The 24,558-nt window shown below is 68.1% G+C and carries 28 protein-coding genes; 9 read left to right on the top strand and 19 right to left on the bottom strand.

What is annotated here, in order from left to right; translation table 11 throughout:
* Positions 1-62 precede the first annotated feature (62 nt).
* The 7 genes from rplI to AC3IFE_RS24190 all read right to left on the bottom strand — a co-directional run bounded on the left by rplI (position 63) and on the right by AC3IFE_RS24190 (position 4,370).
* Positions 63-515: a 50S ribosomal protein L9 gene (gene rplI / locus AC3IFE_RS24220; RefSeq protein ID WP_006486256.1), complete on the bottom strand. Its 453-nt coding sequence runs from the start codon at positions 513-515 to the stop codon at positions 63-65.
* Between the two features lie 27 nt (positions 516-542).
* Positions 543-818 (bottom strand): 30S ribosomal protein S18, encoded by a 276-nt coding sequence (gene rpsR, locus AC3IFE_RS24215; protein WP_004193360.1) that lies wholly within the window; start codon positions 816-818, stop codon positions 543-545.
* 4 nt (positions 819-822) lie between these two features.
* Positions 823-1,122, bottom strand: coding sequence for a primosomal replication protein N (gene priB / locus AC3IFE_RS24210; RefSeq protein ID WP_011549649.1), 300 nt, complete (start codon positions 1,120-1,122; stop codon positions 823-825).
* Between the two features lie 40 nt (positions 1,123-1,162).
* The gene (gene rpsF / locus AC3IFE_RS24205; protein ID WP_006486255.1) at positions 1,163-1,537 is read right to left on the bottom strand and encodes a 30S ribosomal protein S6; all 375 of its coding nucleotides are present in this window, start codon (positions 1,535-1,537) and stop codon (positions 1,163-1,165) included.
* 232 nt (positions 1,538-1,769) lie between these two features.
* Positions 1,770-2,660 carry an anti-sigma factor family protein gene (locus AC3IFE_RS24200; protein ID WP_489192472.1) on the bottom strand — a complete coding sequence of 297 codons (891 nt, stop codon included), beginning with the start codon at positions 2,658-2,660 and terminating at the stop codon, positions 1,770-1,772.
* Complete coding sequence (locus tag AC3IFE_RS24195; RefSeq protein WP_489192470.1) at positions 2,650-3,291, bottom strand: RNA polymerase sigma factor; 642 nt, start codon at positions 3,289-3,291, stop codon at positions 2,650-2,652. The genes AC3IFE_RS24200 and AC3IFE_RS24195 overlap by 11 nt, the downstream gene beginning before the upstream one ends.
* Positions 3,292-3,458: 167 nt before the next feature.
* Positions 3,459-4,370, bottom strand: coding sequence for a LysR family transcriptional regulator (locus AC3IFE_RS24190; RefSeq protein WP_089467618.1), 912 nt, complete (start codon positions 4,368-4,370; stop codon positions 3,459-3,461).
* 170 nt (positions 4,371-4,540) lie between these two features.
* Here AC3IFE_RS24190 and gcl point away from each other — a divergent pair, with 170 nt between their 5' ends.
* From gcl to lysM, 4 genes are all read left to right on the top strand, one after another.
* The gene (gcl, locus tag AC3IFE_RS24185) at positions 4,541-6,316 is read left to right on the top strand and encodes a glyoxylate carboligase (protein ID WP_489192468.1); all 1,776 of its coding nucleotides are present in this window, start codon (positions 4,541-4,543) and stop codon (positions 6,314-6,316) included.
* A gap of 44 nt (positions 6,317-6,360) precedes the next feature.
* A complete protein-coding gene (hyi, locus tag AC3IFE_RS24180; protein WP_489192466.1) occupies positions 6,361-7,170 on the top strand; it encodes a hydroxypyruvate isomerase in 810 nt (269 codons plus the stop codon).
* Between the two features lie 41 nt (positions 7,171-7,211).
* On the top strand, positions 7,212-8,105 hold the full coding sequence (locus AC3IFE_RS24175) for a 2-hydroxy-3-oxopropionate reductase (RefSeq protein ID WP_089467621.1): 894 nt from the start codon (positions 7,212-7,214) through the stop codon (positions 8,103-8,105).
* 462 nt (positions 8,106-8,567) lie between these two features.
* A complete protein-coding gene (lysM, locus tag AC3IFE_RS24170) occupies positions 8,568-9,038 on the top strand; it encodes a peptidoglycan-binding protein LysM (RefSeq protein WP_089467972.1) in 471 nt (156 codons plus the stop codon).
* Positions 9,039-9,126: 88 nt separating this feature from the next.
* On the opposite strand, the gene AC3IFE_RS24165 is transcribed toward lysM, so the two are convergent.
* Positions 9,127-10,149, bottom strand: coding sequence for an asparaginase (locus AC3IFE_RS24165; RefSeq protein ID WP_301739008.1), 1,023 nt, complete (start codon positions 10,147-10,149; stop codon positions 9,127-9,129).
* Positions 10,150-10,419: 270 nt separating this feature from the next.
* On the opposite strand from AC3IFE_RS24165, the gene AC3IFE_RS24160 reads away from it, so the two are divergent.
* From AC3IFE_RS24160 to AC3IFE_RS24150, 3 genes are all read left to right on the top strand, one after another.
* Positions 10,420-10,710: a PsiF family protein gene (locus tag AC3IFE_RS24160; RefSeq protein ID WP_059233960.1), complete on the top strand. Its 291-nt coding sequence runs from the start codon at positions 10,420-10,422 to the stop codon at positions 10,708-10,710.
* A 259-nt stretch (positions 10,711-10,969) separates the two neighbouring features.
* The gene (locus AC3IFE_RS24155; protein ID WP_489192462.1) at positions 10,970-11,419 is read left to right on the top strand and encodes a hypothetical protein; all 450 of its coding nucleotides are present in this window, start codon (positions 10,970-10,972) and stop codon (positions 11,417-11,419) included.
* Between the two features lie 239 nt (positions 11,420-11,658).
* The gene (locus AC3IFE_RS24150) at positions 11,659-12,246 is read left to right on the top strand and encodes a BPSL1445 family SYLF domain-containing lipoprotein (RefSeq protein ID WP_050013250.1); all 588 of its coding nucleotides are present in this window, start codon (positions 11,659-11,661) and stop codon (positions 12,244-12,246) included.
* A gap of 113 nt (positions 12,247-12,359) precedes the next feature.
* Here the strand turns inward: AC3IFE_RS24150 and AC3IFE_RS24145 are convergent, their stop codons facing one another.
* The 9 genes from AC3IFE_RS24145 to mltG all read right to left on the bottom strand — a co-directional run bounded on the left by AC3IFE_RS24145 (position 12,360) and on the right by mltG (position 21,010).
* On the bottom strand, positions 12,360-13,424 hold the full coding sequence (locus AC3IFE_RS24145; RefSeq protein WP_089467624.1) for a glycosyltransferase family 4 protein: 1,065 nt from the start codon (positions 13,422-13,424) through the stop codon (positions 12,360-12,362).
* 288 nt (positions 13,425-13,712) lie between these two features.
* Positions 13,713-14,888: an AAA family ATPase gene (locus AC3IFE_RS24140; RefSeq protein ID WP_489192459.1), complete on the bottom strand. Its 1,176-nt coding sequence runs from the start codon at positions 14,886-14,888 to the stop codon at positions 13,713-13,715.
* 33 nt (positions 14,889-14,921) lie between these two features.
* On the bottom strand, positions 14,922-16,094 hold the full coding sequence (locus AC3IFE_RS24135; protein ID WP_489192457.1) for a mechanosensitive ion channel family protein: 1,173 nt from the start codon (positions 16,092-16,094) through the stop codon (positions 14,922-14,924).
* Positions 16,095-16,183: 89 nt separating this feature from the next.
* Complete coding sequence (locus tag AC3IFE_RS24130) at positions 16,184-16,540, bottom strand: Rap1a/Tai family immunity protein (protein ID WP_006485939.1); 357 nt, start codon at positions 16,538-16,540, stop codon at positions 16,184-16,186.
* A 121-nt stretch (positions 16,541-16,661) separates the two neighbouring features.
* Complete coding sequence (locus AC3IFE_RS24125) at positions 16,662-17,372, bottom strand: ankyrin repeat domain-containing protein (protein ID WP_089467627.1); 711 nt, start codon at positions 17,370-17,372, stop codon at positions 16,662-16,664.
* Positions 17,373-17,415: 43 nt separating this feature from the next.
* Positions 17,416-18,195, bottom strand: a complete 780-nt coding sequence (locus tag AC3IFE_RS24120; protein ID WP_489192454.1) for a TatD family hydrolase — start codon at positions 18,193-18,195, stop codon at positions 17,416-17,418.
* Positions 18,196-18,321: 126 nt separating this feature from the next.
* Positions 18,322-19,350 carry a DNA polymerase III subunit delta' gene (locus AC3IFE_RS24115; RefSeq protein WP_489192452.1) on the bottom strand — a complete coding sequence of 343 codons (1,029 nt, stop codon included), beginning with the start codon at positions 19,348-19,350 and terminating at the stop codon, positions 18,322-18,324.
* A 19-nt stretch (positions 19,351-19,369) separates the two neighbouring features.
* Positions 19,370-19,990 carry a dTMP kinase gene (gene tmk, locus AC3IFE_RS24110; protein ID WP_489192450.1) on the bottom strand — a complete coding sequence of 207 codons (621 nt, stop codon included), beginning with the start codon at positions 19,988-19,990 and terminating at the stop codon, positions 19,370-19,372.
* On the bottom strand, positions 19,991-21,010 hold the full coding sequence (mltG, locus tag AC3IFE_RS24105) for an endolytic transglycosylase MltG (protein WP_089467631.1): 1,020 nt from the start codon (positions 21,008-21,010) through the stop codon (positions 19,991-19,993).
* Positions 21,011-21,087: 77 nt separating this feature from the next.
* Between mltG and ygfZ the strand changes: the two genes are divergently transcribed.
* Together ygfZ and AC3IFE_RS24095 are read left to right on the top strand one after the other, a co-directional pair.
* Positions 21,088-22,122, top strand: coding sequence for a CAF17-like 4Fe-4S cluster assembly/insertion protein YgfZ (gene ygfZ / locus AC3IFE_RS24100; protein ID WP_489192447.1), 1,035 nt, complete (start codon positions 21,088-21,090; stop codon positions 22,120-22,122).
* Between the two features lie 76 nt (positions 22,123-22,198).
* Complete coding sequence (locus AC3IFE_RS24095) at positions 22,199-23,044, top strand: NRDE family protein (protein ID WP_089467633.1); 846 nt, start codon at positions 22,199-22,201, stop codon at positions 23,042-23,044.
* A gap of 16 nt (positions 23,045-23,060) precedes the next feature.
* Here AC3IFE_RS24095 and AC3IFE_RS24090 read toward each other — a convergent pair whose 3' ends face one another.
* Together AC3IFE_RS24090 and AC3IFE_RS24085 are read right to left on the bottom strand one after the other, a co-directional pair.
* Positions 23,061-23,507, bottom strand: a complete 447-nt coding sequence (locus AC3IFE_RS24090; RefSeq protein ID WP_489192445.1) for a GNAT family N-acetyltransferase — start codon at positions 23,505-23,507, stop codon at positions 23,061-23,063.
* A 41-nt stretch (positions 23,508-23,548) separates the two neighbouring features.
* Positions 23,549-24,508, bottom strand: coding sequence for an alpha/beta hydrolase (locus AC3IFE_RS24085; RefSeq protein ID WP_489192548.1), 960 nt, complete (start codon positions 24,506-24,508; stop codon positions 23,549-23,551).
* Between the last annotated feature and the right edge of the window lie 50 nt (positions 24,509-24,558).

Genomic DNA, 24,558 nt, shown 5'->3' with positions numbered 1-24,558 from the left:
GTTGCCCGGGCGCCTGCCCTTGTCCGGACGGCGGAAGCCGCCCGGCAAGCTTGCGTCTACGCTTACGCGTGGTCGCCGATCACGTTGATCGTGACGTCGACGACGACGTCCGTGTGCAGCGCGACTTGCACGTTGTGCTCGCCGATCATCTTCAGCGGGCCTTCCGGCATGCGCACTTGCAGCTTCTCGACTTCGTAGCCTGCCTTCTTCAGCAGTTCCGCGACGTCGCCGTTCGTGACCGAGCCGAACAGACGGCCGTCGACGCCCGACTTCTGCGTGATTTCGAACGACTGGCCGTTCAGCTTCTCGCCGACCGCCTGCGATGCCGCCAGCTTTTCAGCGGCGATCTTTTCGAGTTCAGCGCGGCGCACTTCGAATTCGGCGATCGCTTCCTTCGTTGCACGGCGAGCCTTGCGGTTCGGGATCAGGAAGTTGCGAGCGTAACCGTCCTTGACCTTGACGATGTCGCCGAGGTTGCCCAGATTGGCGACTTTTTCCAACAGAATGATTTGCATTCGAATTCTCCTTATTGCGTCGCCTGATTACGCCTTGTGCTGATCGGTGTACGGCAGCAGCGCGAGGAAACGCGCACGCTTGATCGCCGTATCCAGCTGACGCTGATAGTGCGCCTTCGTACCCGTCAGGCGAGCCGGCGTGATCTTGCCGTTTTCGCCGATGAAGTCCTTCAGCGTTTCCGTGTCCTTGTAGTCGATCTGCTCGACGCCGGCAGCCGTGAAACGGCAGAACTTCTTGCGCTTGAAGAGCGGGTTTTGTTGCTGACGACGCTTGTCGAATTTCTTACCAGTCGGGCGGGCCATGTTTTCAGTCCTTTCCTGTGTCCTGCAATGCAGTGATGTGAAACACCAAGGTTCTCGCGTTGCGGCTTTTCTTGGCCAGGAAGCCCGTGAACAGCGTTTCGACGCCCATTTCACGACTTTCCAGCTTGCCGCTCGCCTCACCGGCCGCCACCGCCTCGATCGTCATTTCGACCTGACGGGGAATGCCTGCTTCGACGACTTCCGTGCGGTGATGCAACGTGGCGCTTGCGATCGGAACACCGGCCGGCGTATATCGCACCGGTGCGCGTTCGACGACGCTCGCCGTCAATTGCAACCTGTTCACGTGAGTGGCGCGCTCCTTGATGGCTTAATAAGTGACGAACTTAAGCCTGCGCTTCGGCCGGCTGAGCAGCAGCCGCCTTCTTGGCTTCTTCGCGCTGAACTTCCTTCATCATCGGCGACGGGCCGGTTTCGGCCTTCTTCATCTTGACGATGAGGTGACGCAGCACGGCGTCGTTGAACTTGAACGCGTGTTCGAGTTCGTCGAGCGTCGTCTGGTCGCACTCGATGTTCATGCAGACGTAGTGAGCCTTCGCGAGTTTCTCGATCATGTAGGCCAGCTGGCGACGGCCCCAGTCTTCGACACGGTGGATCTGGCCGCCGTGCGACGTGATCGTGGACTTGTAGCGCTCGATCATCGCGGGCACCTGCTCGCTTTGATCCGGGTGCACGATGAATACGATTTCGTAATGACGCATTACACACTCCTTGTGGATTAAAGCCACCCGGGCGTCTGAACCGGTGTGGCAAGTGAGAAGCCGAAGATTTTAACCCGGTTACGGGGCACATGCAAGGCCAATCGACGATTCGCCCCCGGATTCGGCCGTGTTTTCAAAGACTTGAACAGGTATTGCCCGGGCAAGCGGCGACGGATCGGCCTCGCGAGGGCCGGGGTCGGAACGTCAATGCGCCCGCCCGCCGCCGCCACGGTCATTCGTCAGGCGCGCCGGCAAGCCGCGCATCGAGCGCCGTGCGGAACGCCGCGAGCGCCGACGGCTCGGCGTCGGTCACGGCCCACCACGTCATGCCGGCCGCGTTCCAGCGATCCAGCGCATAGCCTTGCGACACGGTCGCGTAAGGGGCCGCCGGACGTTCGCCCGCCGGCTGCACGTAGACGTCGACCACGTGCTGCCGGTGGCGATAGACGAGCACCGCGACACGGCGCCGCCCGACGTAATCGAGCCGGCCGCCGACCAGTGCGAAACCGTCCTTGGCGAGATCCTCGACCGGCGGCGCGTAATCGAGCCGGCCGTTGAACCACGGCTTGACCGTGTGCTGGTCGGTCGAGATCACGTCGATGTCGCGCGCCGACAGATCGGCCCGCACGTGGCTCGCGACCAGTTCGTCGACCGTTCGGTCGGTGTCCGCGTGGCGGGCGGACCACGCCATGCCGCCCGCCGCCGCGACCGCCATCAGCAACGCGACGCCCCAGCCGAGGCCCGGCCACGCGGCCACGCGCGGGCCGGCGCCGACCGGGCCCGGTCGTGCCGGCCCGCCCCGCCCGGCCAGCCACGAGAACCATTCGCGTCCGGGCGGCCGCCGCCGCGGCGACGGGGGCTCGGGCCGCGGCTCGGATCGCGACGGTTCGTGAACAGGCGCGGCCGCTGCCGGCAGGCTCGCGAGAATGCTCGCCCGCAGTGCGTCCGGCGCGCGGTGATATTCGGCCTGCCGCACGGCCTGCACCAGCGTGACGATCCGCGCGCGTTCGCGGCGGCACGCGTCGCACCCTTCGACATGCTGCTGGACCCGCAACGCATCGGGCGCCGACAGCTCGCGGTCGACGTCCGCGTCCAGCAACGCTCGCGCTTCGTTACAGTCCATCGATCGCCTCCGATGCGGTTCCGCCCGCCGACGCACGGCCCGGCCGGCCTTCGGTCGTCGGCGCCGGCTCGCCGGCCAGCAGCGCGGCGAGCTTGCGCCGGCCGCGTGCGAGCCGCGACATCACCGTGCCGACCGGCACGTCCGCGATCGCCGCGATCTCGCGGTAGCTCAAGTCTTCCATTTCGCGCAGCACGAGCACCTCGCGGTATTCGGTCGGCAGCTTCGCGAGCGCCGCGTTCACGAGCCGCACGTTCTCGCCGCGCAGCAGGTGCGCGAGCGGGTCCTCCGTCGCCGGCTGCCAGTCGTCGGGCACGTCGGCGTCGTCGAGCGTGTCGGGCAGCGCGACCTCGTGCGCATGCGTGCGCCGCCGCCATTCGGTGTACCAGGTGTGGCGCACGATCGTCAGCAGCCACGGCCGCGCGTTGTCGCCGCGACACGAATCGACGAAGCGCAGCGCGCGCATGCACGCGTCCTGCACGACGTCGTCCGCGTCGCCGGCGCTGCCGCTCAGCCAGCGCGCGAGGTTGTAAGCGGCGTCGAGATGCGGCAGCACGAGCGCGCGAAACCGCTCGCCGCGCACGAGCGCATCGTCCGCCGCCCGTTCATCGACCGCCTGTCCGGCTTGCCCCACATGGCCTCCCTGGTCCCGGCGGCCGACGCCGCGCCCGTTCCGCGCACGGCGCCCGGACAGACCGGCAACGTGCGCGCTCGATGACCTTACCGCTGCTGCGTCGAGTTTATTCCCGCGCCGCGTGCATGAAGCGTAAAAAATCGCCGGGCGGCCGGGCGGGCCGCCCGTTACGGCGTGGTGCTCCAGTAGCCGGGGCGCGCGTACGCTTCGCGCAGGTAGTCGATGAAGTAGCGCACGCGCGCCGGCACGTAGCGCTGCTGCGGGTAGACCGCGAGGATGTCGTAGTCGGGCAGCGCGTAGTCGTCGAGCACGGTCTCGAGTTCGCCCGTCTCGAGCTGCGCGGCGATTTCCCACGTCGAGCGCCAGCCGAGCCCGAGCCCTTCGGCCACCCAGCGGTGCAGCAGCTCGCCGTCGTTGCAGTCGAGATTGCCGGTCACGCGCATCGTCGCGATCTTGCCGTGGCGCTGGAAATACCAGCCGCGGTTCTGCCCGCCCTGCAGGTTGAACGCGAGACAGTTGTGCTTGAGCAGGTCGTCGAGCGACTTCGGGCGGCCGTGCTGACGGAAATAGTCGGGCGTGCCGCACACGACGCGCCGGTTCGACGCGAGCTTCACCGCGACGAAGTTCGGATCGACCGCGCCGCCGATCCGGATCGACAGGTCGTAGCCTTCGCGCACCAGGTCGACGACCCGGTCGGTCAGGTTGAACGACAGCTGCATCTCCGGCTTGTCGGCCAGGAAGCCGGGCGCGTGCGGCGCGACGTGCTTGCGCCCGAACGCGGCCGGCGCCGACACGATCAGGTGCCCGCTGACCGCGCGCCGCCCGGCGGCCAGCTCGTTCTCGGCCTGATCCCATTCGGACAGCAGCCCGCGGCAACGCTCGAGAAACGCGGCGCCCTCCTCGCTGACCACCAGCCTCCGCGTCGAGCGGTACATCAGCTTCACGCCGAGGCGCTTCTCCAGCGCGTCGATGCGCCGCCCGAGCACCACCGGCGACACACCCTCCTCGAGCGCCGCCGCCGCGAGGCTGCCGGCATCGGCCACCCGCACGAACGTCTCGATCTGCTTGAAACGATCCATCTGCTGTCTCCACCCGGCTCCGACACCGGCGGGAAGCCCCGTCCGGCCGTCATTCCATACTTTTAGTTTCGAAATAAGCGACTTCGGCTGATCTTATCAAACCTTTCCTGCATCCCTAAAGTGTCCTCAACAGATCGATTCGCAAGATTCCACCATTCAAGGAGACATTCATGGCCAAGATGAGAGCCGTCGACGCTGCCGTACTCGTGCTCGAGAAGGAAGGCATCCAGACCGCGTTCGGCGTGCCGGGCGCCGCGATCAACCCGTTCTACTCGGCCATGCGCAAGTCGGGCGGCATCAGCCACGTGCTGGCGCGCCACGTCGAAGGCGCATCGCACATGGCCGAAGGCTTCACGCGGGCGGCGCCGGGCAACATCGGCGTGTGCATCGGCACGTCAGGCCCCGCCGGTACCGACATGATCACCGGCCTCTACTCCGCGTCCGCCGACTCGATTCCGATCCTCGCGATCACGGGCCAGGCGCCGCGCGCACGTCTCTACAAGGAAGACTTCCAGGCCGTCGACATCGAATCGATCGCGAAGCCGGTCACGAAGTGGGCCGTCACCGTGCGCGAACCGGCGCTCGTGCCGCGCGTGTTCCAGCAGGCGTTTCACCTGATGCGCTCGGGCCGTCCGGGCCCGGTGCTGGTCGACCTGCCGATCGACGTGCAGCTCGCCGAAATCGAATTCGACATCGACACGTACGAACCGCTGCCGGTCTACAAGCCCGCGGCCACCCGCGCGCAGATCGAGAAGGCGCTCGCGATGCTCAACGACGCGGACAAGCCGTTGATCGTGTCGGGCGGCGGCGTGCTCAACGCGGCGGCCGAGGACCTGCTCGTGCAGTTCGCGGAAACGGTCGGCGTGCCGGTGATCCCGACACTGATGTCGTGGGGCGCGATTGCCGACGACCACCCGCTGATGGCCGGCATGGTCGGCCTGCAGACCTCGCACCGCTACGGCAACGCGACGATGCTCGCGTCCGACTTCGTGCTCGGCATCGGCAACCGCTGGGCGAACCGCCACACGGGCAGCGTCGAGGTCTACACGAAGGGCCGCAAGTTCGTGCACGTCGACATCGAGCCGACGCAGATCGGCCGCGTGTTCGGCCCGGATCTCGGCATCGTGTCCGACGCGAAGGCCGCCCTCGAGCTGTTCGTCGCGGTCGCGCAGGAATGGAAGGCCGCCGGCAAGCTGAAGGATCGCAGCGCGTGGGTCGCCGACTGCCAGGCACGCAAGCACACGCTGCAGCGCAAGACGCACTTCGACAACGTGCCGGTCAAGCCGCAGCGCGTGTACGAGGAGATGAACAAGGTGTTCGGCCGCGATACCTGCTACGTCAGCACGATCGGCCTGTCGCAGATCGCCGCCGCGCAGTTCCTGCACGTGTTCAAGGCGCGCAACTGGATCAACTGCGGCCAGGCCGGCCCGCTCGGCTGGACGATCCCCGCCGCGCTCGGCGTGCGCGCGGCCGACCCGAGCCGCCCGATCGTCGCGCTGTCCGGCGACTACGACTTCCAGTTCATGATCGAGGAGCTCGCCGCCGGCGCGCAATTCAAGCTGCCGTACGTGCACGTCGTCGTGAACAACTCGTACCTCGGGCTGATCCGCCAGGCGCAGCGCGCGTTCGACATGGACTACTGCGTGCAGCTCGCGTTCGACAACGTGAACGCGCCGGAGCTGAACGGGTATGGCGTCGACCACGTGGCGGTGGCCGAAGGCCTCGGCTGCAAGGCGCTGCGCGTGTTCAAGCCGGAAGAGATCGAGCCGGCGCTGCGCCAGGCCCAAACGCTCGCGGAAGAATTCAGCGTGCCGGTGGTCGTCGAGGTGATCCTCGAGCGCGTGACGAACATCTCGATGGGCACCGAAATCGACGCGATCAACGAATTCGAGGATCTCGCCGAAAAGGCCGAGCACGCACCGACCGCGATCTCGATGCTCGACTGAATCGCACGACATTTTTTGACTGACCGACCGAAGAGGCTTAGCTCATGCCGAAGTTTGCTGCAAACCTGACCATGCTGTTCAACGAAGTGCCGTTCCTCGACCGCTTCAAGGCGGCCGCGGACGCGGGCTTCGACGCCGTCGAATTCCTGTTCCCGTACCCGTACGCGAAAGAGGAACTCGCCGAACGGCTCGAGACGCACCGCCTGCGCCTCGTGCTGCACAACCTGCCTGCCGGCAACTGGGATCAGGGCGAGCGCGGCATCGCGTGCCTGCCCGATCGCGTCGGCGAATTCCAGGAAGGCGTCGGCCGTGCGATCGAGTATGCGAAGGCGCTGAAGGCGCCGCAACTGAACTGCCTCGTCGGCATCCCGTCGGCGAGCACCGCGCGCGACAAGACGTTCGTGACGATCGTCGACAACCTGCGCTTCGCCGCCGATGCGCTCAAGCGCGAAGGCATCCGCCTGCTCGTCGAGCCGTGCAACCGCTTCGACATCCCGGGCTTCGCGCTGAACCGCTCGTCGGAAGGCCTCGACGTGATCCGCGCGGTCGGCTCGGACAACCTGTTCCTGCAGTACGACATCTATCACATGCAACGCATGGAAGGCGAACTGGCCGCGACGATCGAACGCAACCTCGCGTCGATCGGCCACGTCCAGCTCGCGGACAACCCGGGCCGCAACGAGCCGGGCACCGGCGAAATCAACTATGCGTTCCTGTTAGCGCTGCTCGACCGGCTCGGCTATGCCGGCTACGTCGGCTGCGAATACAAGCCCCGCACCACCACGACGGAGGGCCTCGGCTGGCTGCAAAGCGTGGCCGGCTGCGCACCGGCCTCGGCGCGTCGCGCCGCCTGAGTCGCGCCCCTCCCGTTTTCAGCCCCACAGGAGACTTTCACATGGCAACCATCGGTTTCATCGGCCTCGGCATCATGGGCGCGCACATGGCGCGCAACCTGCTCAAGGGCGATCATCAGCTCGTCGTGAACGGCGCGTTCCCGGTGCCGGACGATCTGCGCGCGAGCGCGAAGGTCGTCGCGAACTCGACCGAAGTCGCGCAGCACGCCGACATCATCATCTCGATGGTGCCGGACACGCCCGACGTGCGTAACGTGCTGTTCGCCGACGACGGCGTCGCGAAGGGCCTGACAGCCGGCAAGCTCGTGATCGACATGAGCTCGATCTCGCCGCTCGACACGCAGGCATTCGCGAAGCAGGTCAACGCGCTCGGCTGCGACTACCTCGACGCGCCGGTGTCCGGCGGCGAAGTGGGCGCACGCGAAGCGACGCTGACGATCATGGTCGGCGGCCCGGAAAAGGCGTTCGAGCGCGCGAAGCCACTGTTCGAGAAGATGGGCAAGAACATCACGCTCGTCGGCGACAATGGCGCGGGCCAGACCTGCAAGGTCGCGAACCAGATCATCGTCGCGCTGAACATCGAAGCCGTTGGCGAAGCGCTGCTGTTCGCCGCCCGCTCGGGAGCCGATCCGGAGCGCGTGCGCCAGGCGCTGATGGGCGGCTTCGCCGCGTCGCGCATCCTCGAAGTGCACGGCGCGCGGATGACCAAGCGCACGTTCGATCCGGGCTTCCGCATCGAGCTGCACCAGAAGGACCTGAACCTCGCGCTCGACGGCGCACGCAAGCTCGGCCTCGCGCTGCCGCACACCGCGAGCGCGCAGCAGTTGTTCAGCGTGTGCGCCTCGCACGGCGGCAAGGCATGGGATCACTCGGCCCTCGTGCGCGCACTCGAGATCATGTCGAACTTCGAGATCGGCCAGACGCCGGCCGCGTAACGCGGATGCAACAGCGCGCGTTTCGCTGCAACGGCAAACGCGCGCGACGAACACACGCGAGCCGGCCGCGGCCGGTCGCATCGATGCGCGATGCACGCGCGCATCACGGTGGGGCGCCCCGCCGCGCATCGCAAAAACGCGTGCGCGACGGGGCGAAAAAACGCCGCTCTGGGCTGAGAGCGGCGTGGTGGGGTCCGCAGCGGCACCCGGCGGCGCCGGGGAAGCCTTGGTCGGTCAGACGTCGTCGTCGGGTGTCCGCCTGTCGGATTTCGCGTATTACATTTCTTTACGTTCGAGCGAGCGATTTTTCATGCATTCGTCGCGTCGAACGCCTACACTTTCGCCACGCCTTTCGAGAAAACCGCCGCGCCCGCGCGCCCCTTCCGGGGCCCGCACCCAGCGCGGTGTTTTTTTCGCCACTTCACGGCGCGTTTTCTTTTCAACCACCTAAGGAGTGCAACGATGGGTCTTCTTTCGTTTATCAAGGAGGCGGGTGAAAAACTGCTGGGTCACGCCGATGCACAGGCAGCGGAAGATCCGAATGCCGCGAACCAGACCGCGGCCGATGCGATCAAGCATTACATCAACTCGCAAGGGCTCGACACGTCGAACCTGACCGTCGCGTTCGACGGCGCATCGCGCACCGTCACGCTGTCGGGCAGCGTCGCCGATCTCGACACCAAGGCGAAGGTCAAGGTCGCGGCCGGCAACGTGCAGGGTGTCGCGGGCGTCAACGACGACGATCTGCAGCCGGACGATCCGGAAGTGCAGTACCACGACGTGAAGCCGGGCGACACGCTGTCGGCGATCGCCAAGGAAGTGTACGGCGACGCGAACAAGTATCCGGTGATCTTCGAGGCGAACAAGCCGATGCTGTCGAGCCCGGACCGGATCTACCCGGGCCAGAAGCTCGTGATTCCGCCGCAGTCCTGAGCATTCGCGCAGCACTGACGCAAAAATGGCAGGCCATTGGCCTGCCATTTTTTTATGCTCTACGCGCCGCCCGAGCGGCGGCCATCGGTCACAGCGTGTCGAATGCGCGTTGCAGTGCGTCGCGATCGTGAATGCCGTTCGCGAGCGCGAGCATCAGCAGCACGCGCGCCTTGAACGGGTGCAGCGAGCCCGCGCTCACGAAACCGAGCGCATCGTCGCTCGCGGCGCCGTTGCGCATCACGTGCCCCGACCCGACGCGCGACGCACGGACCACGGCCACGCCCGCGCTCGCCGCCTCGGCGAGTGCCGCCTGCAGCGTCGCATGGATCGACCCGTTGCCGGTCCCCGCGACGACGAGGCCGCGCACGCCGGCCGCGACGAGCGCGTCGACGGCCGTGCGCGTCACGCCCGCATAGCTCGCGACGACTTCGACCGGCGGCCAGGTCGCCGCGATCGCCAGTTGCGCGTCGCGCGTGCGCGTGACGCGGCGGGCGAATTCGACGCGGCCGTCCTGCACCCAGCCGAGCGCACCGAGCTCCGGCGACTGGAACGCGTCGACCGCGTACGTGCTCGTCTTCACGACCTCGCGCGCGCCATGGATCCGGTTGTTGAACGCGACCAGCACGCCCTGCCCGCGCGCGGCCGGATGGGCGGCCACCGTCACCGCGTTCAACAGGTTCAGCGGGCCGTCGGACGACAGCGCGGTCGCCGGCCGCATCGCGGCCGTCAGCACGACGGGCTTGTCGCCCCGGACGACCAGATGCAGCGCGTACGCGGTTTCCTCGAGCGTATCGGTGCCGTGGGTGATCACGATGCCGTCGATGGCCGGATCGGCCATCAGCGCGTCGATCCGCGCGGCGAGCGTGTTCCACAGCGGCAGCGCGAGATCCTTGCTGTCGATGCTGGCGACCTGCTCGGCGTCGATGCGTGCGACCGATGCGAGCGCCGGCACGGCGTCGACCAGAAAATTGACGCCGAGCGCGCCGGCCTGATAGCCGGCCGTGCTGGCCGCGTCGGGCGCGGCGCCGGCGATCGTGCCGCCGGTAGCGAGTACGGCGATGCGCGGCAGCGCCGCCGCGGACGGAGAAGATGCGGAGTTCGGAGTATTCATGGCCGCGATTGTAATGGCTCGCGGCCGCGCGCCGGCAGGTTCCCGCGCGGCGGCCGTGGCCGGCCGTCGCGCGTCATGGTTTGTCCCGATCTCCGGCACGCGCGTGCCGTCAACGGCCGTGGCGTCCGCAACGTTATAGAAAGTGCCGTTTTGGTGTTTTCACATTGATTTGCCATAATCGGAACGCGTGGTGCGATGTGGCCCCGTCCTCATCGCGTCGTGCTTCGTGACGCGTCGATCACACGCAACTCACCCCATGGGAGTGTCGAAATGAAAATTCAATCGCTCGTAGCCGCAGTGCTTCTCGGCGGCATGCTGGCTTCCCCCGCATTCGCGGCGAACAGCCAGCAGGACAAGATGAAGGCCTGTAACACGCAGGCCACCGGCAAGACGGGCGATGAACGCAAGGCGTTCATGAAGGACTGCCTGTCGGCGAAGCCCGCGAAGGCGATGACGCAGCAGGAAAAGATGAAGGCGTGCAACACGCAGGCCACCGGCAAGAAAGGCGACGATCGCAAGGCGTTCATGAAGAGCTGCCTGAGCAACCAGCCGGCCGCCTGAGTTCCGGCGCTCCCGTCTCGACTGCCGCGCACCGCTTCGGCGGGCGCGGCATTTTCGTTTTCGTTGCACGCGCATCGACCCACGCATTGCCCCCCCTTCCCACCCCGTTTTTCCGGCCCGCCGCCGCGGCGTCGCCACATGGTGCGGCAATTCGCCGCGTTTTCTTCTATGATGGCTGCAACGCGGCCCATCCAAGACCAAGAAGCGCCATCGGGCCGCCCTCGAGACGGACGCGCACGCGCGTCAAACGGAGGCTTGGATGGCATGGAGACAACACCGCTGGTTCCGCCGCTGGCTGATCGTGATCGTGTTCTGGGCCGTGCCCGTCGCGATCGTCGCCGTGCGCGAGATCCGCGAGGAAATGGCGTACAACAAGACGGACCTGCAGCTTGCGCTGACCACCTGGCAGCTCACCGACGCGCAGCAGGCCGCCGGCGCCGCCGCGAAGTGCCACGGGGATCCTGACGAGGCGCGCGCGGCCGGCTGCCCGGCCGACGTGCTCGCCGCCAACGCGCCGCGCCAGCAGGCGGCCCGCGACGAATACGTGGTGCGCCGCAACACGCTCGCCGGTTACCTGTGGCATGCGTTCGTCGGCTACTGGGTCGTCCCGGCCGCGTTCCTGTTCGCGTGCGGCGTCGTGATCGCGCTGATCCGTCGCGCGCTGCGCCGCCCGCCGATCAAGCCGCCCGTTCCGCCCGTCACGCACTGACACCGGCGCGCGCCGCCGCCCTTTGTTCGACCTTCGCGTTCGCCGCCAGCCGGTCACGCGCCGGGCGCGCCTTGCGCGTCGGCGTCGATGCGTCGTTGGCGCGCCGCGACACCGCCGCGCGATTTGACGCTTTTTCACACGGCAACGAAAAAAGGCGCCAATCCGCTGTGATATAACTGCCGACGTGATCCGCTCCTTGAGCGAGACTCACTCCGAACATCATCCGATGGAGAACAACGATGCAAAAACGGACTCTTGTGCTCAAAGCCGCCGCCGCGCTGATCGTCGGTAGCCTCGCGCTCACCGGTTGCACCACCACCCCGGACAAGCCGGACAACGCCGCGACCAACGCGTCGAAGCGTCAGTCGATCGACGCGAGCGTCGACGCCACGCTGTCGCGCATGTACTCCACCGTCAAGGGTTCGCGCGAGCTCGTCGCGAAATCGCGCGGCGTGCTGGTCTTCCCCGAAGTGCTGCAGGCCGGCTTCATCGTCGGCGCCCAGTCCGGCAACGGCGCGCTGCGCGTGGGCGGCAGCACCGTCGGCTACTACAACACGTCGTCGCTGTCGGTCGGCCTGCAGGCCGGCGCGCAATCGAAGGCGGTCGTGTTCCTGTTCATGACGCAGCAGGCGCTCGACGAATTCCGCAACTCGGACGGCTGGGCGGCCGGCGCCGGCGCATCGGTCGCACTCGTGAAGATGGGCGCGAACGGTGCGGTCGACTCCAACACGGCCACGGCGCCGATCCAGGTCGTCGTGCTGACCAACGCGGGCCTGATGGGCGACGTGTCGATCAACGGCACGAAGGTCACGAAGCTCAAGATCTGACGTCGACGCACGCCCGCGCGCATGGCGCGCGGGGCATGCGCAAACGGCGATGTCCTTGCGGGCATCGCCGTTTTTTTATCCGCCTGCGCCGCGCGCCGGATCGGTCTGGTGGATCAGGTCGTCGAGTCGATCACCTTGAAGCGCGAGCGCTTCTGCGCGCGGATCACCGACTGGTACACGTCGACGTACTCTTGCGCCATCCGGCGCGACGTGAAGCGCTCCTCGAAGCGCTGCCGCACGCGCGCACGCGGCAGCAGGTGCAGCCGGTTCACGGCGGCCACCGCGCTGATTTCATCCTCGACGATGAAACCCGATACCCCCTCGTCCACCACTTCGGGCACCGCGCCGCGGTTGAATGCGATCACCGGCGTGCCGCACGACATCGCCTCGATCATCACCAGGCCGAACGGCTCCGGCCAGTCGATCGGAAACAGCAGCGCATGCGCGCCCGACAGGAATTCGGCCTTCTCGTGATCGGCAATCTCGCCGATGTATTCGACGTGCGGCAACGCGAAGAGCGGCTTGATCTCGCGGTCGAAGTATTCCTGGTCGGCCGTGTCGATCTTCGCGGCGATCCGGATCGGCAGCCCGCACTGGCGGGCAATGCGGATCGCGGTGTCGACGCGTTTTTCCGGCGAGATGCGGCCCAGGAACGCGAGATAGCGCGGCTCGACGGGCTGCGGCATGTACAGCGTATCGGGCAGCCCGTGATAGACGGTCGTCAGCCATTTCGCCTGCGGCAACGGCTGGCGCTGCGAATTCGAAATCGAGATCACCGGCGCCGTGTTGAACGTGTCGAACACCGGTTGCTGCTCGGGCAGGTCGAGCCGGCCGTGCAGGGTCGTCACGTAAGGCGTTTCCTGCCGGTTGAAGACCGAGAACGAGTAGTAGTCCATGTGGAAATGGAGTACGTCGAAATCCTTCGCGCGGCGCGCGACCGTCTCCATCAGCAGCATGTGCGGCGCGACGCGGTCGCGGATCGACGAATCGAGCCGCAGCGCGCGCGGCCACACGGGCTCGAGTTTCGCCCGCGTCGTCGAATCCCCGCTCGCGAACAGCGTCACATCATGGCCGAGCTCGACGAGCGCCTCGGTGATGTAGGACACGACGCGCTCCGTGCCGCCGTACAGCTTCGGCGGCACGGATTCGGTCAGCGGGGCGATCTGGGCAATTCTCATGGTCGACGTCTCCTGTGTCCTGTCCGTTGCGGCACGGCCGGCGGAGCACTCGCTCATGCGATCCCGCCCTGCGTCCATTCAGCGCGGGCCGGCATGGCACCAGCCGGATATCTCATTATTATTGGCGATCCCGAGGAGCGGAACCGCAGGTCTTGCATTTTTTGGGGGTTGTTACAGACCGGATACATTCGGCCGCCCGGGCCCGGGGCCTACCTCGCATCAGGCCCCGGCCGGGCCGATCCGGCGCCGCCGGCTGCCGATCTCGCCCCCAGGCACACGATCGGGCCGTCAACGCGACGGCCACTTCCATGCCGGCAGGTCGCGTGAATCGGCATCGACGAGCGCGGTCGCGCCGAGCCGCTTGTCGAGCACCAGCGATTCGCAGCCGGCCTCGCGCTCGAGCGTCGCGATGAGCCGCGCCGCGTGCGACACGACCAGCACCTGCGAGTGCCGGGCCGCCCGCGCGATCAGGCGGCCGAGCGCCGGCAGCAGATCGGGATGCAGGCTCGTCTCCGGCTCGTTCAGCACCATCAACGCGGGCGGCCGTGGCGTCAGCAGCGCGGCCGCGAGCAGCAGGTAGCGCAGCGTGCCGTCGGACAGCTCGGCCGCCGCCAGCGGCCGCAGCAGCCCCGGCTGGCGCATCAGCACGTCGAAGCGGCCGCGGCCGCCCGGATTGTCGATCTCGACCGACGCGCCGGGAAACGCGTCGTCGATCGCCGTGTCGAGCGCCGCCGCGTCGCCGATTTCGCGAATCGTCTGCAGCGCGGCGGCCAGGTCGGCCCCGTCGTCCGCGAGCACCGGCGTATGGGTGCCGATGTGCGACTGGCGCGCCGGCGCCTGCGCATCGGTCCGGAAATGGTCGTAGAAGCGCCACGAGCGGATCCGTTCGCGCACTGCGATCATCTCGGGCGCGCCGGTCGGGTCGGCGAACTCGGTCATCATGCTGTCGAAGCTCGCGACCGGCTGCGGAATCGTCTGCCAGTCGCCCGATGCGGTGCGCGCACGGATCTGCGCGCCCTGCCGGTCGACCAGCAGCGTGGACGGGCGCGGCACCGCGCCGCCCCAGATGCATTCGCGCTTGACCACCGGATCGAGCGCGAACTGCGAATGGCTCGGCACCGGCAAGCCCAGATCGATCGAATAGCCGAAATCGTCGCACGCGAAGCCGAGCTTCAGGCTCACCGGGCCATTGCGCACGGTGCCCGTCACCGGCACCTCGCCGGCCAGCATCGCGCGCGAGAAGCGCTCGGGGCCGGCCCACAACGTCGACGGCAAGCCGCCTTCGCGCGCGAGCGACGGGATCACGCGGCCCTGCGCGGTATCGGCGAGCAGCCGCAGCGCGCGGTACACGCTCGACTTGCCGCTGCCGTTCGGCCCCGTGACGACGTTGAGCGCCGCGAGCGGCACGATCAGCTCGCGCAGCGAGCGGTAATTGGCGATGGCGAGCGTCTTCAGCGCGGTCATGGGAAATGGGCAATGGCAGCAGGCCGGGCGTATTCAGCGGCCGTCGACAGCCTGCGGATCGGCTGCGGTGTTGGCCGCCGTGCTGGCGGCGGGCGAGCGCACATGCGGCCGTTCGGGAGTCGGCGCGTCCGGCGCGGATTCGTGCGGGTACAGTTCCATCCGGCTGCGCGGCAGGCATTGCGGATAGCGGTTCTGCAAATAGGCGATCAGCCCTTCGCGCACGCGGCAGCGCAGATCCCAGCACGACGACGAATCGGCCGCGCTGACGAGCGCGCGCAACTGCATCGTGCGCTCCGTCGCGTCGGTCACCTGCAGCACCTGCACGCGGCCGTCCCACTCGGGCGCGGCCTGGACGAGCCGCGCGAGTTCCTCGCGCAGCGGCGCGAGCGGCGTGCGGTAGTCGACCGACAGATAGACGGTGCCGATGATTTCCGCGCTGCTGCGCGTCCAGTTCGTGAATGGGTTCTCGATGATCCACTGCAGCGGCACGACGAGGCGCCTTTGGTCCCACAGCCGCACCGACACGAACGAACCGGTGATTTCCTCGATGCGCCCCCACTCGCCCTGGATCACGACCACGTCGTCGAGCCGGATCGGCTGCGTGAGCGCGATCTGCAACCCGGCGATCAGGTTGCCGAGCACCGGCCGCGCGGCGATACCGGCGACCAGCCCGGCCACGCCGGCCGATGCCAGCAGGCTCGCGCCGATCTGGCGCACGTTCGGAAACGTCATCAGCGCGGCGCCCGTGCCGATGATCACGATCAACACCATCACGGTCCGCACGAGCACCTTGGCCTGCGTATGAACGCGCCGCGCCTGGAGGTTGTCGGCCGTATCGATCGGATGGGCCTGGATGATCGCGTCGCCGACGCCGGCCGCGAGCCGCACCAGCAGCCACGTGAGCGACACGATCGAGCCGACCGCGGCCGCGGTGCGCATGCCGCGCACGAACGACATGCCGTCGTCCGCCTGGACCCACAGGAACTCGAGCGCCAGCAGCGCCAGCACGACGAGCGACGGTTTGTCGATGTAGCGCAGGATCGCGCTCATCAGCGGATACGGCTGCGCGATGCGCTTGACGATGCGTGCGCCGAGGCGGTGCACGACCGTGACGACCAGTATGACGATGACCGACACGCCCAGCGTGCCGAGCCACGAATGCAACGGCGCATCGGCGATGCGCTGCAGTTCCTCGATTGAAATCATCGGCGCCCTCGAGTGATGAAGCGCACAGGCTTCGTCCTGGATGCGTCGGCGACGTCCGGGCCACGCACGCGCCCGGACACGGCGTCAGATCAGTTGCCGCTCCTGCAGGGAAACGCCTTGCCGAGACCGAGCGACACCGCGGTGCTCGCGTTGTAGTCGGCCAGCTTCGGATTTTCCGCGATGTACTTGCGCACCGCGTCCGTCATCTGTTGCGCCCGGATGTCGGGCGGCAGGCAGAAGTACTGGCCGACGCGCGGCCCCGTGGTGCCGCCGATCGCATCGATCGTGTTGTAGACGCCGTCGGCGGCGCCTTCGATATAGGCCGCGCACGACGCCCGCGACTTGACGTCCGTCTTCGCGCACAGCCGGTCGAGATCCGCGCCCGTGAAAGCCGCCGCCGACAACGGCACGGCAAACGCCGCGGCACAAAACATTGCGCGCAACATGGTGTTCCTTCTTATGTCAATGCGGCCGGAGACCGCCTGCTGCCTTGGCCGGTGCGGCGCCGGACGCGCTGCTCCGGCCGGAAGCCGGCCGGGCGGACACGCGCCGCCGCACCAAAAACCGTTATTTTGCACTCTTTTGAGCATCTGCCGGCGTCGCCGCACCGATACGCGTCGTCCGCTTGCTCAGGATCTCGATCGCGTCCGGCGCGTTGTAGTGCTTCGCGAACTCGAGCGCGGTGATGCCGAGCTGGTTCTTCACCTGCGGATCGGCGCCCTGGTCGAGCAGCAGCGTGACCGTCGACGCATGGTTGCCGCGCGCGGCCATCATCAGCGGCGTCGTGCCGTTCGGCGACGCGGTGTCGATGTACGCGTCGTGGTCGAGCAGCACCTTGACGACCGCGTCCTGGCCGTTGGTCGCCGCGTAGTGCAGCGGCGCCCAGCCCTTCTTGCTCACTTCCGCGCCCTTGTCGATCAGCAGCTTGACGAGGTTGAGGTCGCCGTTCAGCGACGCGAGCATCAGCGCGTTTTCGCCGGCCTTGTCTTCCTTCTCGAGATCGACGTTCGGCGTCGTGGCGATCGCCGCCGCGACCTTGTCGGACTTCTCGCGCGCGGCGATCACGAGGATCGGGTCGCCGTTCGGCGCGACCGTGTTCGGATCGAGCTTGCCGCTCTTGAGCTGCTTGCCGATATCGGCGATGTCGTCGAACTTGACGGCCTTGACGACCGCGTCGAGCGACTCGGCATGCGCGCCGGCGGCGGCGAACAGGCCGCTCGCGACGAATGCGGCGGCAACGAGTACGCGTTTGGACAGATGGTTGGTCGGCTTCGTCATTGTTGTGGGCTCCTTCCCTCGGTTGTCGGCTGCGCGCACGTCGTTAGCGGGCGATCTTGAACAGCCGGAAAAAGTTCTGCGTCGTCGCATCGGCGAGCGCCTCGACGGCGACACCGCGCTCGGATGCGATAAAGCGTCCGACATGGCTGACGTACGCAGGTTCATTCGGCTTGCCGCGATACGGCACCGGCGCGAGGTACGGCGAGTCGGTCTCGATCAGCAGCCGGTCGAGCGGCACGCGCCGCGCGACGTCCTGCACGTCGGTCGCGTTCTTGAACGTGACGATGCCCGACAGCGAGATATGGAAGTTCTGCGCGAGCGCCTGCTCCGCGACCGGCCACGGCTCGGTGAAGCAGTGCATCACGCCGCCCGGCACGTCCGCGCGCTCCTCGGCCATGATCCGCAGCGTGTCTTCCGACGACGAACGCGTGTGGACGATCAGCGGCTTCATCGTCGCGGTCGCCGCGCGGATGTGCGTGCGAAAGCGGTCGCGCTGCCATTCCATGTCGGCGATCGAGCGGCCTTCGAGACGGTAGTAGTCGAGGCCGGTTTCGCCGATCGCGACGACCTTCGGGTGCGCGGCCAGCTCGACCAGCTCCGCGAGCGTCGGCTCGCGCGCGTCCTCGTGATCGGGATGCACGCCGACCGACGCGTACACGTTGTCGTGCGCTTCGGCGATCGCGAGCACGTCGGGCAGCGTCTCGAAATCGACCGACACGCACAGCGCGTGCGTGACCTCGTGCTCGCGCATGTTCTCGAGAACGGCCGGCAGGCGGTCGGCCAGGCCCTTGAAATTGATGTGGCAGTGAGAGTCGACGAACATCGTGTTTCCTGAATACGTGAGACGGGCGCTCATGCGCCCGCCGGCATGCGGCGCCGGGCGACGTGCGCGGCCCGGCCGCCGCGTGATCCGTTCATCGTTTCGCAACTCATCGGAAACAATACCGGATCAACCAAATATTTCCCGATATCCGAGAAACAATTCCTCGAATACGAGCCGCGCGTTGAGCGGATGGTTCTCGACCGTCCGCTGCCGCGTCACGGCCTTCATGAAGCGCGCGAATGCATTCGCGTCGACCGCTTCCGCGCAGCGCGCCAGGGCTGCCGCATGCGTGGGGAAGTAGCGCGGCGCGCCGGCCATCCGCTGCGCGAGCAGATCGTACAGCCAGCGCTGCAGCCAGCCGAGCACCAGCGGCACCGGCAGCTTCTGCAGCGCCTCGCCGCAGGCGAAAGGATCGCAGCCCGCGCCGGCGGCCAGCTGCCCCAGCGTGTAGTCGCGCAGCGGGCGGTTCTCGTCGCTCGCGAGCGCCAGCGCGGCGAGCGGCGCGCCGCCGGCCTCGGCGAGCAGCGCGCTGGCATGGTCCACGCCCTGCGCCGCGAGCCACGCAGAGGCGGCCTCCGGCGCCGGCACGGTCATCGGCCACTGCCGGCAGCGGCTGATGATGGTCGGCAGCAGGCGGTCGATGCGCGCCGACACGAGCAGGAACACGATGCCCGGCGGCGGCTCCTCCAGCGTCTTCAGCAGCGCGTTCGACGCGGCGACATTGAGCGCCTCGGCCGGATACAGCACGACGACGCGCGCGCCGCCGCGGTGCGAGCCGACCCCGCAGAAGTCGAGCAGCGCGCGCACCTGCTCGATCTTGATTTCCTTGCTCGGCGCACGCGTCTTCTTGCCGCCTTCGTCCGCGTCGGCCGGCTTCGCGTCGTCGGCGGCGCCCGGCGCCTCGCCCGCCAGCGCCTCGGGCAGCACGATCCGGTAGTCCGGATGGTTGCCCTGCGAGAACCAGTTGCACGCCGCGCAGGCGCCGCACGGCTCGCCGTTCGGCTGCGGCGATTCGCACAGGAAACCCTGCGCGAGATGCTGCGCGAACTGCAGCTTGCCGATCCCGGCCTGACCGTGCAGCAGCAGCGCATGCGGCCATTGCGCACGCAGTTGCTGCAGGCGGTTCCAGTCGTCGGTTTGCCACGGATAGATCATGGGGTGCGTTCCTTGCGGGTTACAGCGCGGCGAGCACGCGTTCGAGCTGCCGGCGGATCTCCGGAATCGGTTGCGTCGCGTCGACGATCGCGAAGCGGTGCGGCGCCTCTTCCGCCCGACGCAGGTATTCGGTGCGCGTGCGCGAGAAGAACGCGTCGGATTCGCTTTCGAACTTGTCGGGCATGCGCGCGGCGCCGCGACGCTCGCTCGCGACTTGCGGCGCGACGTCGAACAGCACCGTGAGGTCGGGCTGGAAACCGCCTTGCACCCAGCGCTCGAGCGTCTCGAGCTTGTCGCGCGGCAGCCCGCGGCCGCCGCCCTGATACGCGAACGTCGCGTCGGTGAAGCGATCCGACACGACCCAGTCGCCGCGCGCGAGCGCCGGCTCGATCACGAGCGCGAGGTGCTCGCGACGCGCGGCGAACATCAGCAGCGCTTCCGTCTCGATATCCATCGGCTGGTTCAGCAGGATGTCGCGCAGTTTCTCGCCGAGCTGCGTGCCGCCCGGCTCGCGCGTCAGGACGACCTGCCGGCCGGCCGCGGCCAGCCGGCCCTGGAGGCGTTCGCAGAACCATTGCAGGTGGGTGGTCTTCCCCGCCCCGTCGATGCCTTCGAACGTGATGAATTTACCGCTCGCCATTTATTGACCTCGTATGTACTTGTCCACGGCCTTGTTGTGATCGCCGAGCGTGTCCGAGAACACGCTCGTGCCGTCGCCCTTCGCGACGAAATAGAGCGCGCTCGTCGGCGCCGGATTGATCGCCGCCTGCAGCGCGGCGACACCCGGCAACGCGATCGGCGTGGGCGGCAGCCCGCGTCGGGTGTAGGTATTGTAGGGAGTGTCGGTCTGCAGGTCGCGCTTGCGCAGCCGGCCGTCGTACGCGTCGCCGAGCCCGTAGATCACCGACGGATCGGTCTGCAGCGGCATGCCGATGCGCAGCCGGTTCGCGAACACGGCCGCGACGAACGCGCGGTCGGCCGCGTGTCCCGTTTCCTTCTCGACGATCGACGCAATCGTCAGCATTTCGTAAGGCGTCTTGTACGGCAGCCCCGGCGTGCGCGCGGCCCAGGCCTCGTCGATGCGCGTCTGCATCAGGCGGTACGCGCGCCGGTAGATGTTCAGGTCGCTCGTGCCCTTGTCGAACAGGTAGGTATCGGGGAAGAACAGCCCCTCGCCGCTGCCGCGCCGCACCGCGCTGTCCGATGCGTCGATCGCGCGCAGCAGCTCGGCGTCGCTCATGCCGGCCGTCGTGTGCACCAGATCGGGGTTCGCATCGAGCTCCGCGCGCATCCGCTTGAAGGTCCAGCCCTCGATGACCGTCGCGACATACTCGTTCACGTCGCCGCGCGCGATCTTCTGCAGCACGTCGTAAGGCGTGATGCCGGTCTTGAATTCGTAGTTGCCCGATTTGAGGCGGCTCGACAGCCCGAGCACGCGCGTCATCGCGACGAACGCGAACGGCTCGACCGGCACGCCGCCGCGCTTGAGCTGCAGCGCGACGCTCTTCACGCTGCTGCGCGGCTTGATCGTGACGTCGATCGATGCCGCGCCCAGCAACAGCGGCCGGGTTGCCCAGTAATACCCGCCGCCCGCGCCGGCAGCGGCCACAACGACGGCCAGCGCCACCATCGTCGCGGCGCATTTCTTCAGTAGGGACATGGAAACGTGACTCAGGTAAGACCCATATAATACTTGCTCGCCTCCGTCAAAGTCAGGGTTGACTGTTCCCTCATTCCATGAGCACACCGTTCGCTTCACCGGCTGCCCAGGCCGCATCTGCCTCGCTCCCCGTTTTCCCCCGCCCGTCCGCCGCCGATTTCGATGCGCCGGGCGCCTGCATGCCGTTGCCGCAGTTCGGCGTGATCGACGTGGCCGGCGACGACGCCGCGACGTTCCTGCACAGCCAGCTCACCAACGACATCGAGCATCTCGATGCCGGCAGCGCGCGGCTGTCCGGGTACTGCTCGCCGAAAGGCCGCCTGCTTGCGTCGTTCCTCACGTGGCGCGCCGGCCACGACGTACGCCTGCTCGTGTCGAAGGACGTGCAGCCGGCCGTGCAGAAGCGGCTGTCGATGTTCGTGCTGCGCGCGAAGGCGAAGCTGACCGACGCGAACGACGCGCTCGCGGTGGCCGGCTTCGCGGGCGACGTACGCGACGCGCTGTCGGGCATCTTCGATGCGCTGCCCGACGGCGTGCACGTGAAGGTCGACGGCCCGGCCGGCGCGCTGATCCGCGTGCCCGATGCGGCCGGCCGCAAGCGGTATCTGTGGATCGGCCCGCGCGCCGAGGTCGACGCGCGCCTCGCCGCGCTGGCCGGCACGCTGCCCGTCGTGTCGCCCGCCGTGTGGGACTGGCTCGACGTTCGCGCGGGCGAGCCGCGCATCACGCAGCCGGCCGTCGAACAGTTCGTGCCGCAAATGGTCAACTTCGACGTGATCGGTGCCGTTAACTTCAGGAAAGGGTGCTACCCGGGCCAGGAAGTGGTGGCGCGCAGCCAGTACCGCGGCACGATCAAGCGCCGCACCGCGCTCGCGCACGTCGCCGGCGAGACCGATACCGTGCATGCCGGCGTCGAGCTGTTTCACAGCGACGACCCGGGCCAGCCGTGCGGGATGATCGTCAACGCGGCGGCCGCGCCGGCGGGCGGCGTCGACGCGCTCGTCGAGATCAAGCTCGCCGCGCTCGACAGCGGCACGGTGCACCTCGGTTCGGCCGACGGCCCGGCGCTCTCGTTCGACGCGCTGCCGTACGCGTGGCCGACCGAAGCGTGATGCACTGACAACCCGTTCGCGCGCCGGCTCGCGAGTCGCAGCCGGCGCCCGACGTTTCCTGCGAGAGATTCGCCCGATGTGTCTGATTGCCTTCGACTGGCAGCCCGATGCCGCCGCCGGTCCCGTCTTTACCCTCGCCGCCAATCGCGACGAGTTCTTTCGCCGGACCAGCGCGCCGCTCTCGTGGTGGGAGGACGTGCCGGGCGTACTGGCCGGCCGCGATCTCGAAGCGGGCGGCACGTGGCTCGGCGTCTCGCGCGACGGCCGCTTCGCCGCGCTGACCAACTACCGCGCGCCGTTCGACATCCGCGCGGGCGCGCCGACCCGCGGCAAGCTGGTCTCCGACTTTCTCGGCGGCACGTCCGTCGCGCCGCTCGACTATCTCGCGCAGCTTGCCGAGCATGCGGCCGTGTACAACGGCTTCAACCTGCTCGTCGGCGACTGGCGCCGGCGCGAGCTCGCGTGGTTCTGCAACCGCGCGCCCGAAGGCGAAAGCCGTGTCGCCGCGCCCGTCGCGATCGCGCCGGGCGTGCATGCGCTGTCGAATGCGCGGCTCGATACGCCCTGGCCCAAAGTGGTGCGCAAGCGCGCGGAGCTCGGCACGCTGCTCACCGACAACCCGACCCCGTCGCTCGACGAGCTGATCGCGCTGATGCGCGACCCGCACGTCGCGGACGACGACGCGCTGCCGCACACGGGCATTCCGATCGAGCGCGAGCGCGCGCTGTCGGCCGCGTTCATCGAGACGCCCGAATACGGCACGCGCGGCACGACCGCGCTGCGCGTCACGATGAAGGAAGGCGTGCGGCTGACGGTCGAGGTCAAGGAACGCAGCGACGACGACGGCTCGCACCGCACCGTCCGCCCCGGCGCATTCGAACGCGCGTTTACGTTCGATATCGACGCGGCGCGGCCGCGCTGAACACGCACGCGGCGCGCTACGGCGCGCGTGCCATCTCGACGTGCGGCACGCCGGCTTCGACGAACGGTTCGCCGACTGCCGCGAAGCCGTGCCGCAGATAGAACGACACCGCCGAATCCTGCGCGTACAGCCGCACGACGGCTTCGCCGCGGCGCCGCGCGGCGTCCAGCAGCGCATTCAGCACGGCCGACCCGACGCCCTGCCCGCGCATGTCGGCCAGCACCGCGACGCGGCCGATCGTGCCGGACGGCAGCAGCCGCCCTGTCGCGACCGCGCGGCGCAGCCCGGTCGCCGCGTCGGTCCGGTACGCGACCGCATGCAGCGACAGCGGATCGTCGTCGTCGAGCTCCCATTCCGGCGGAATCTGCTGCTCGCGCACGAACACCGCATCGCGGATGCGTGCGGCGTCGCCGCCCAGCACCGTCCAGTCGCCCGTTTCCACCCCGCTCACGCCGTTCGTCATCGCAATTCTCCCGCAGCGTGCGCACTGTCGGCCACCCGCCGTCAAACCTCGTCGAATGCCGCCTTCAGCGCCGCGACCGCATCGGCATGCGCGGCCCGCACCTCCGGCACGTAGCCGCCCATCTTGAAGAATTCGTGGATCATCCCCGGATAGCAGACCAGCGTGACCGCGTTGCCGGCCGCGCGCAACTTGTCCGCGTAGGCGGCGCCCTCGTCGCTCAGCGGATCGTATTCGGCCGTCGCGATCCACGCCCGCGCGACGCCCGCGAACGACGGCGCATCGCGCGTGCCGTCGAGCGGCGCGAAACGCCAGTCGTCGCGATCCGCCCGATCGCGCACGTATTGCGTGAAAAACCACTGGATCGTGTCCTGCGTCAGCAGGTGGCCGCTGGCGAGCCGCGCGTGCGATTCGGTGTCCTGGTTCCGCGTCACACCCGGATAGATCAGCATCTGCAGCGCAAGACGGATGCCCGCGTCGCGCGCGAGCACCGCGCAGACCGTCGCGAGCGTCCCGCCCGCGCTGTCGCCGCCGACCGCCAGCCGGGCGGCGTCGATGCCGAACGCGGCGGCCTCGCGATGCAGCCACTGCAGCGCGTCGTCCGCGTCGTTCACCGCGGTCGGAAATTTGTGTTCGGGCGCGAGCCGGTAGCCGACCGACAGCACCGCGCATTGCGCATCGTGCGCGAACATCCGGCACAGCGCATCGTGCGTGTCGACGCTGCCGACCGTGAAGCCGCCGCCGTGGTAGTACACGAGCGCGGGCAGCGGCTCCGCCAGGCTCGGCGCGACCGGCAGATACAGCCGCGCGCCGATCGTGCGGCCGTCGCGTGTCGGCACCACGCATTCCTCCACCGAATGCATCGGGGCCGGCGCGACGTCGAGGATCGGCGCGCTTTTCTCGTACGCGGCGCGCGCCTGCTGCGGCGTCTGGTGGTGATACGACGGACGTTTTGCACGCTCGATCATGTCGAGCACCTGGGCGATCTTCGGATTCAGCGGCATCGGTGTGGACGGCGCCGGCGTGGCGCCGTGAACGGACAAGCGTGACATGA

The sequence above is a fragment of the Burkholderia sp. APQ4-4ca genome, assembly GCF_057837105.1.
This window is presented reverse-complemented; position numbering and strand designations above follow the sequence as displayed.

What these genes read in the sequence shown, in the direction of transcription:
- AC3IFE_RS24175 (WP_089467621.1), top strand. Translation starts at nt 7,212, where the DNA reads ATGGCAACCATCGGTTTCATCGGCCTCGGCATCATGGGCGCGCACATG.
- AC3IFE_RS24135 (WP_489192457.1), bottom strand. Translation starts at nt 16,094, where the DNA reads ATGATTTCAATCGAGGAACTGCAGCGCATCGCCGATGCGCCGTTGCAT.
- AC3IFE_RS24200 (WP_489192472.1), bottom strand. Translation starts at nt 2,660, where the DNA reads ATGGACTGTAACGAAGCGCGAGCGTTGCTGGACGCGGACGTCGACCGC.
- AC3IFE_RS24130 (WP_006485939.1), bottom strand. Translation starts at nt 16,540, where the DNA reads ATGTTGCGCGCAATGTTTTGTGCCGCGGCGTTTGCCGTGCCGTTGTCG.
- rpsR (WP_004193360.1), bottom strand. Translation starts at nt 818, where the DNA reads ATGGCCCGCCCGACTGGTAAGAAATTCGACAAGCGTCGTCAGCAACAA.
- AC3IFE_RS24085 (WP_489192548.1), bottom strand. Translation starts at nt 24,508, where the DNA reads ATGCCGCTGAATCCGAAGATCGCCCAGGTGCTCGACATGATCGAGCGT.
- rpsF (WP_006486255.1), bottom strand. Translation starts at nt 1,537, where the DNA reads ATGCGTCATTACGAAATCGTATTCATCGTGCACCCGGATCAAAGCGAG.
- AC3IFE_RS24140 (WP_489192459.1), bottom strand. Translation starts at nt 14,888, where the DNA reads ATGACCGCGCTGAAGACGCTCGCCATCGCCAATTACCGCTCGCTGCGC.
- AC3IFE_RS24155 (WP_489192462.1), top strand. Translation starts at nt 10,970, where the DNA reads ATGGCATGGAGACAACACCGCTGGTTCCGCCGCTGGCTGATCGTGATC.
- AC3IFE_RS24120 (WP_489192454.1), bottom strand. Translation starts at nt 18,195, where the DNA reads ATGTTCGTCGACTCTCACTGCCACATCAATTTCAAGGGCCTGGCCGAC.
- lysM (WP_089467972.1), top strand. Translation starts at nt 8,568, where the DNA reads ATGGGTCTTCTTTCGTTTATCAAGGAGGCGGGTGAAAAACTGCTGGGT.
- AC3IFE_RS24115 (WP_489192452.1), bottom strand. Translation starts at nt 19,350, where the DNA reads ATGATCTATCCGTGGCAAACCGACGACTGGAACCGCCTGCAGCAACTG.
- AC3IFE_RS24125 (WP_089467627.1), bottom strand. Translation starts at nt 17,372, where the DNA reads ATGACGAAGCCGACCAACCATCTGTCCAAACGCGTACTCGTTGCCGCC.
- tmk (WP_489192450.1), bottom strand. Translation starts at nt 19,990, where the DNA reads ATGGCGAGCGGTAAATTCATCACGTTCGAAGGCATCGACGGGGCGGGG.
- AC3IFE_RS24090 (WP_489192445.1), bottom strand. Translation starts at nt 23,507, where the DNA reads ATGACGAACGGCGTGAGCGGGGTGGAAACGGGCGACTGGACGGTGCTG.
- rplI (WP_006486256.1), bottom strand. Translation starts at nt 515, where the DNA reads ATGCAAATCATTCTGTTGGAAAAAGTCGCCAATCTGGGCAACCTCGGC.
- AC3IFE_RS24095 (WP_089467633.1), top strand. Translation starts at nt 22,199, where the DNA reads ATGTGTCTGATTGCCTTCGACTGGCAGCCCGATGCCGCCGCCGGTCCC.
- AC3IFE_RS24165 (WP_301739008.1), bottom strand. Translation starts at nt 10,149, where the DNA reads ATGAATACTCCGAACTCCGCATCTTCTCCGTCCGCGGCGGCGCTGCCG.
- AC3IFE_RS24150 (WP_050013250.1), top strand. Translation starts at nt 11,659, where the DNA reads ATGCAAAAACGGACTCTTGTGCTCAAAGCCGCCGCCGCGCTGATCGTC.
- AC3IFE_RS24145 (WP_089467624.1), bottom strand. Translation starts at nt 13,424, where the DNA reads ATGAGAATTGCCCAGATCGCCCCGCTGACCGAATCCGTGCCGCCGAAG.
- mltG (WP_089467631.1), bottom strand. Translation starts at nt 21,010, where the DNA reads ATGTCCCTACTGAAGAAATGCGCCGCGACGATGGTGGCGCTGGCCGTC.
- AC3IFE_RS24190 (WP_089467618.1), bottom strand. Translation starts at nt 4,370, where the DNA reads ATGGATCGTTTCAAGCAGATCGAGACGTTCGTGCGGGTGGCCGATGCC.
- hyi (WP_489192466.1), top strand. Translation starts at nt 6,361, where the DNA reads ATGCCGAAGTTTGCTGCAAACCTGACCATGCTGTTCAACGAAGTGCCG.
- ygfZ (WP_489192447.1), top strand. Translation starts at nt 21,088, where the DNA reads ATGAGCACACCGTTCGCTTCACCGGCTGCCCAGGCCGCATCTGCCTCG.
- gcl (WP_489192468.1), top strand. Translation starts at nt 4,541, where the DNA reads ATGGCCAAGATGAGAGCCGTCGACGCTGCCGTACTCGTGCTCGAGAAG.
- AC3IFE_RS24160 (WP_059233960.1), top strand. Translation starts at nt 10,420, where the DNA reads ATGAAAATTCAATCGCTCGTAGCCGCAGTGCTTCTCGGCGGCATGCTG.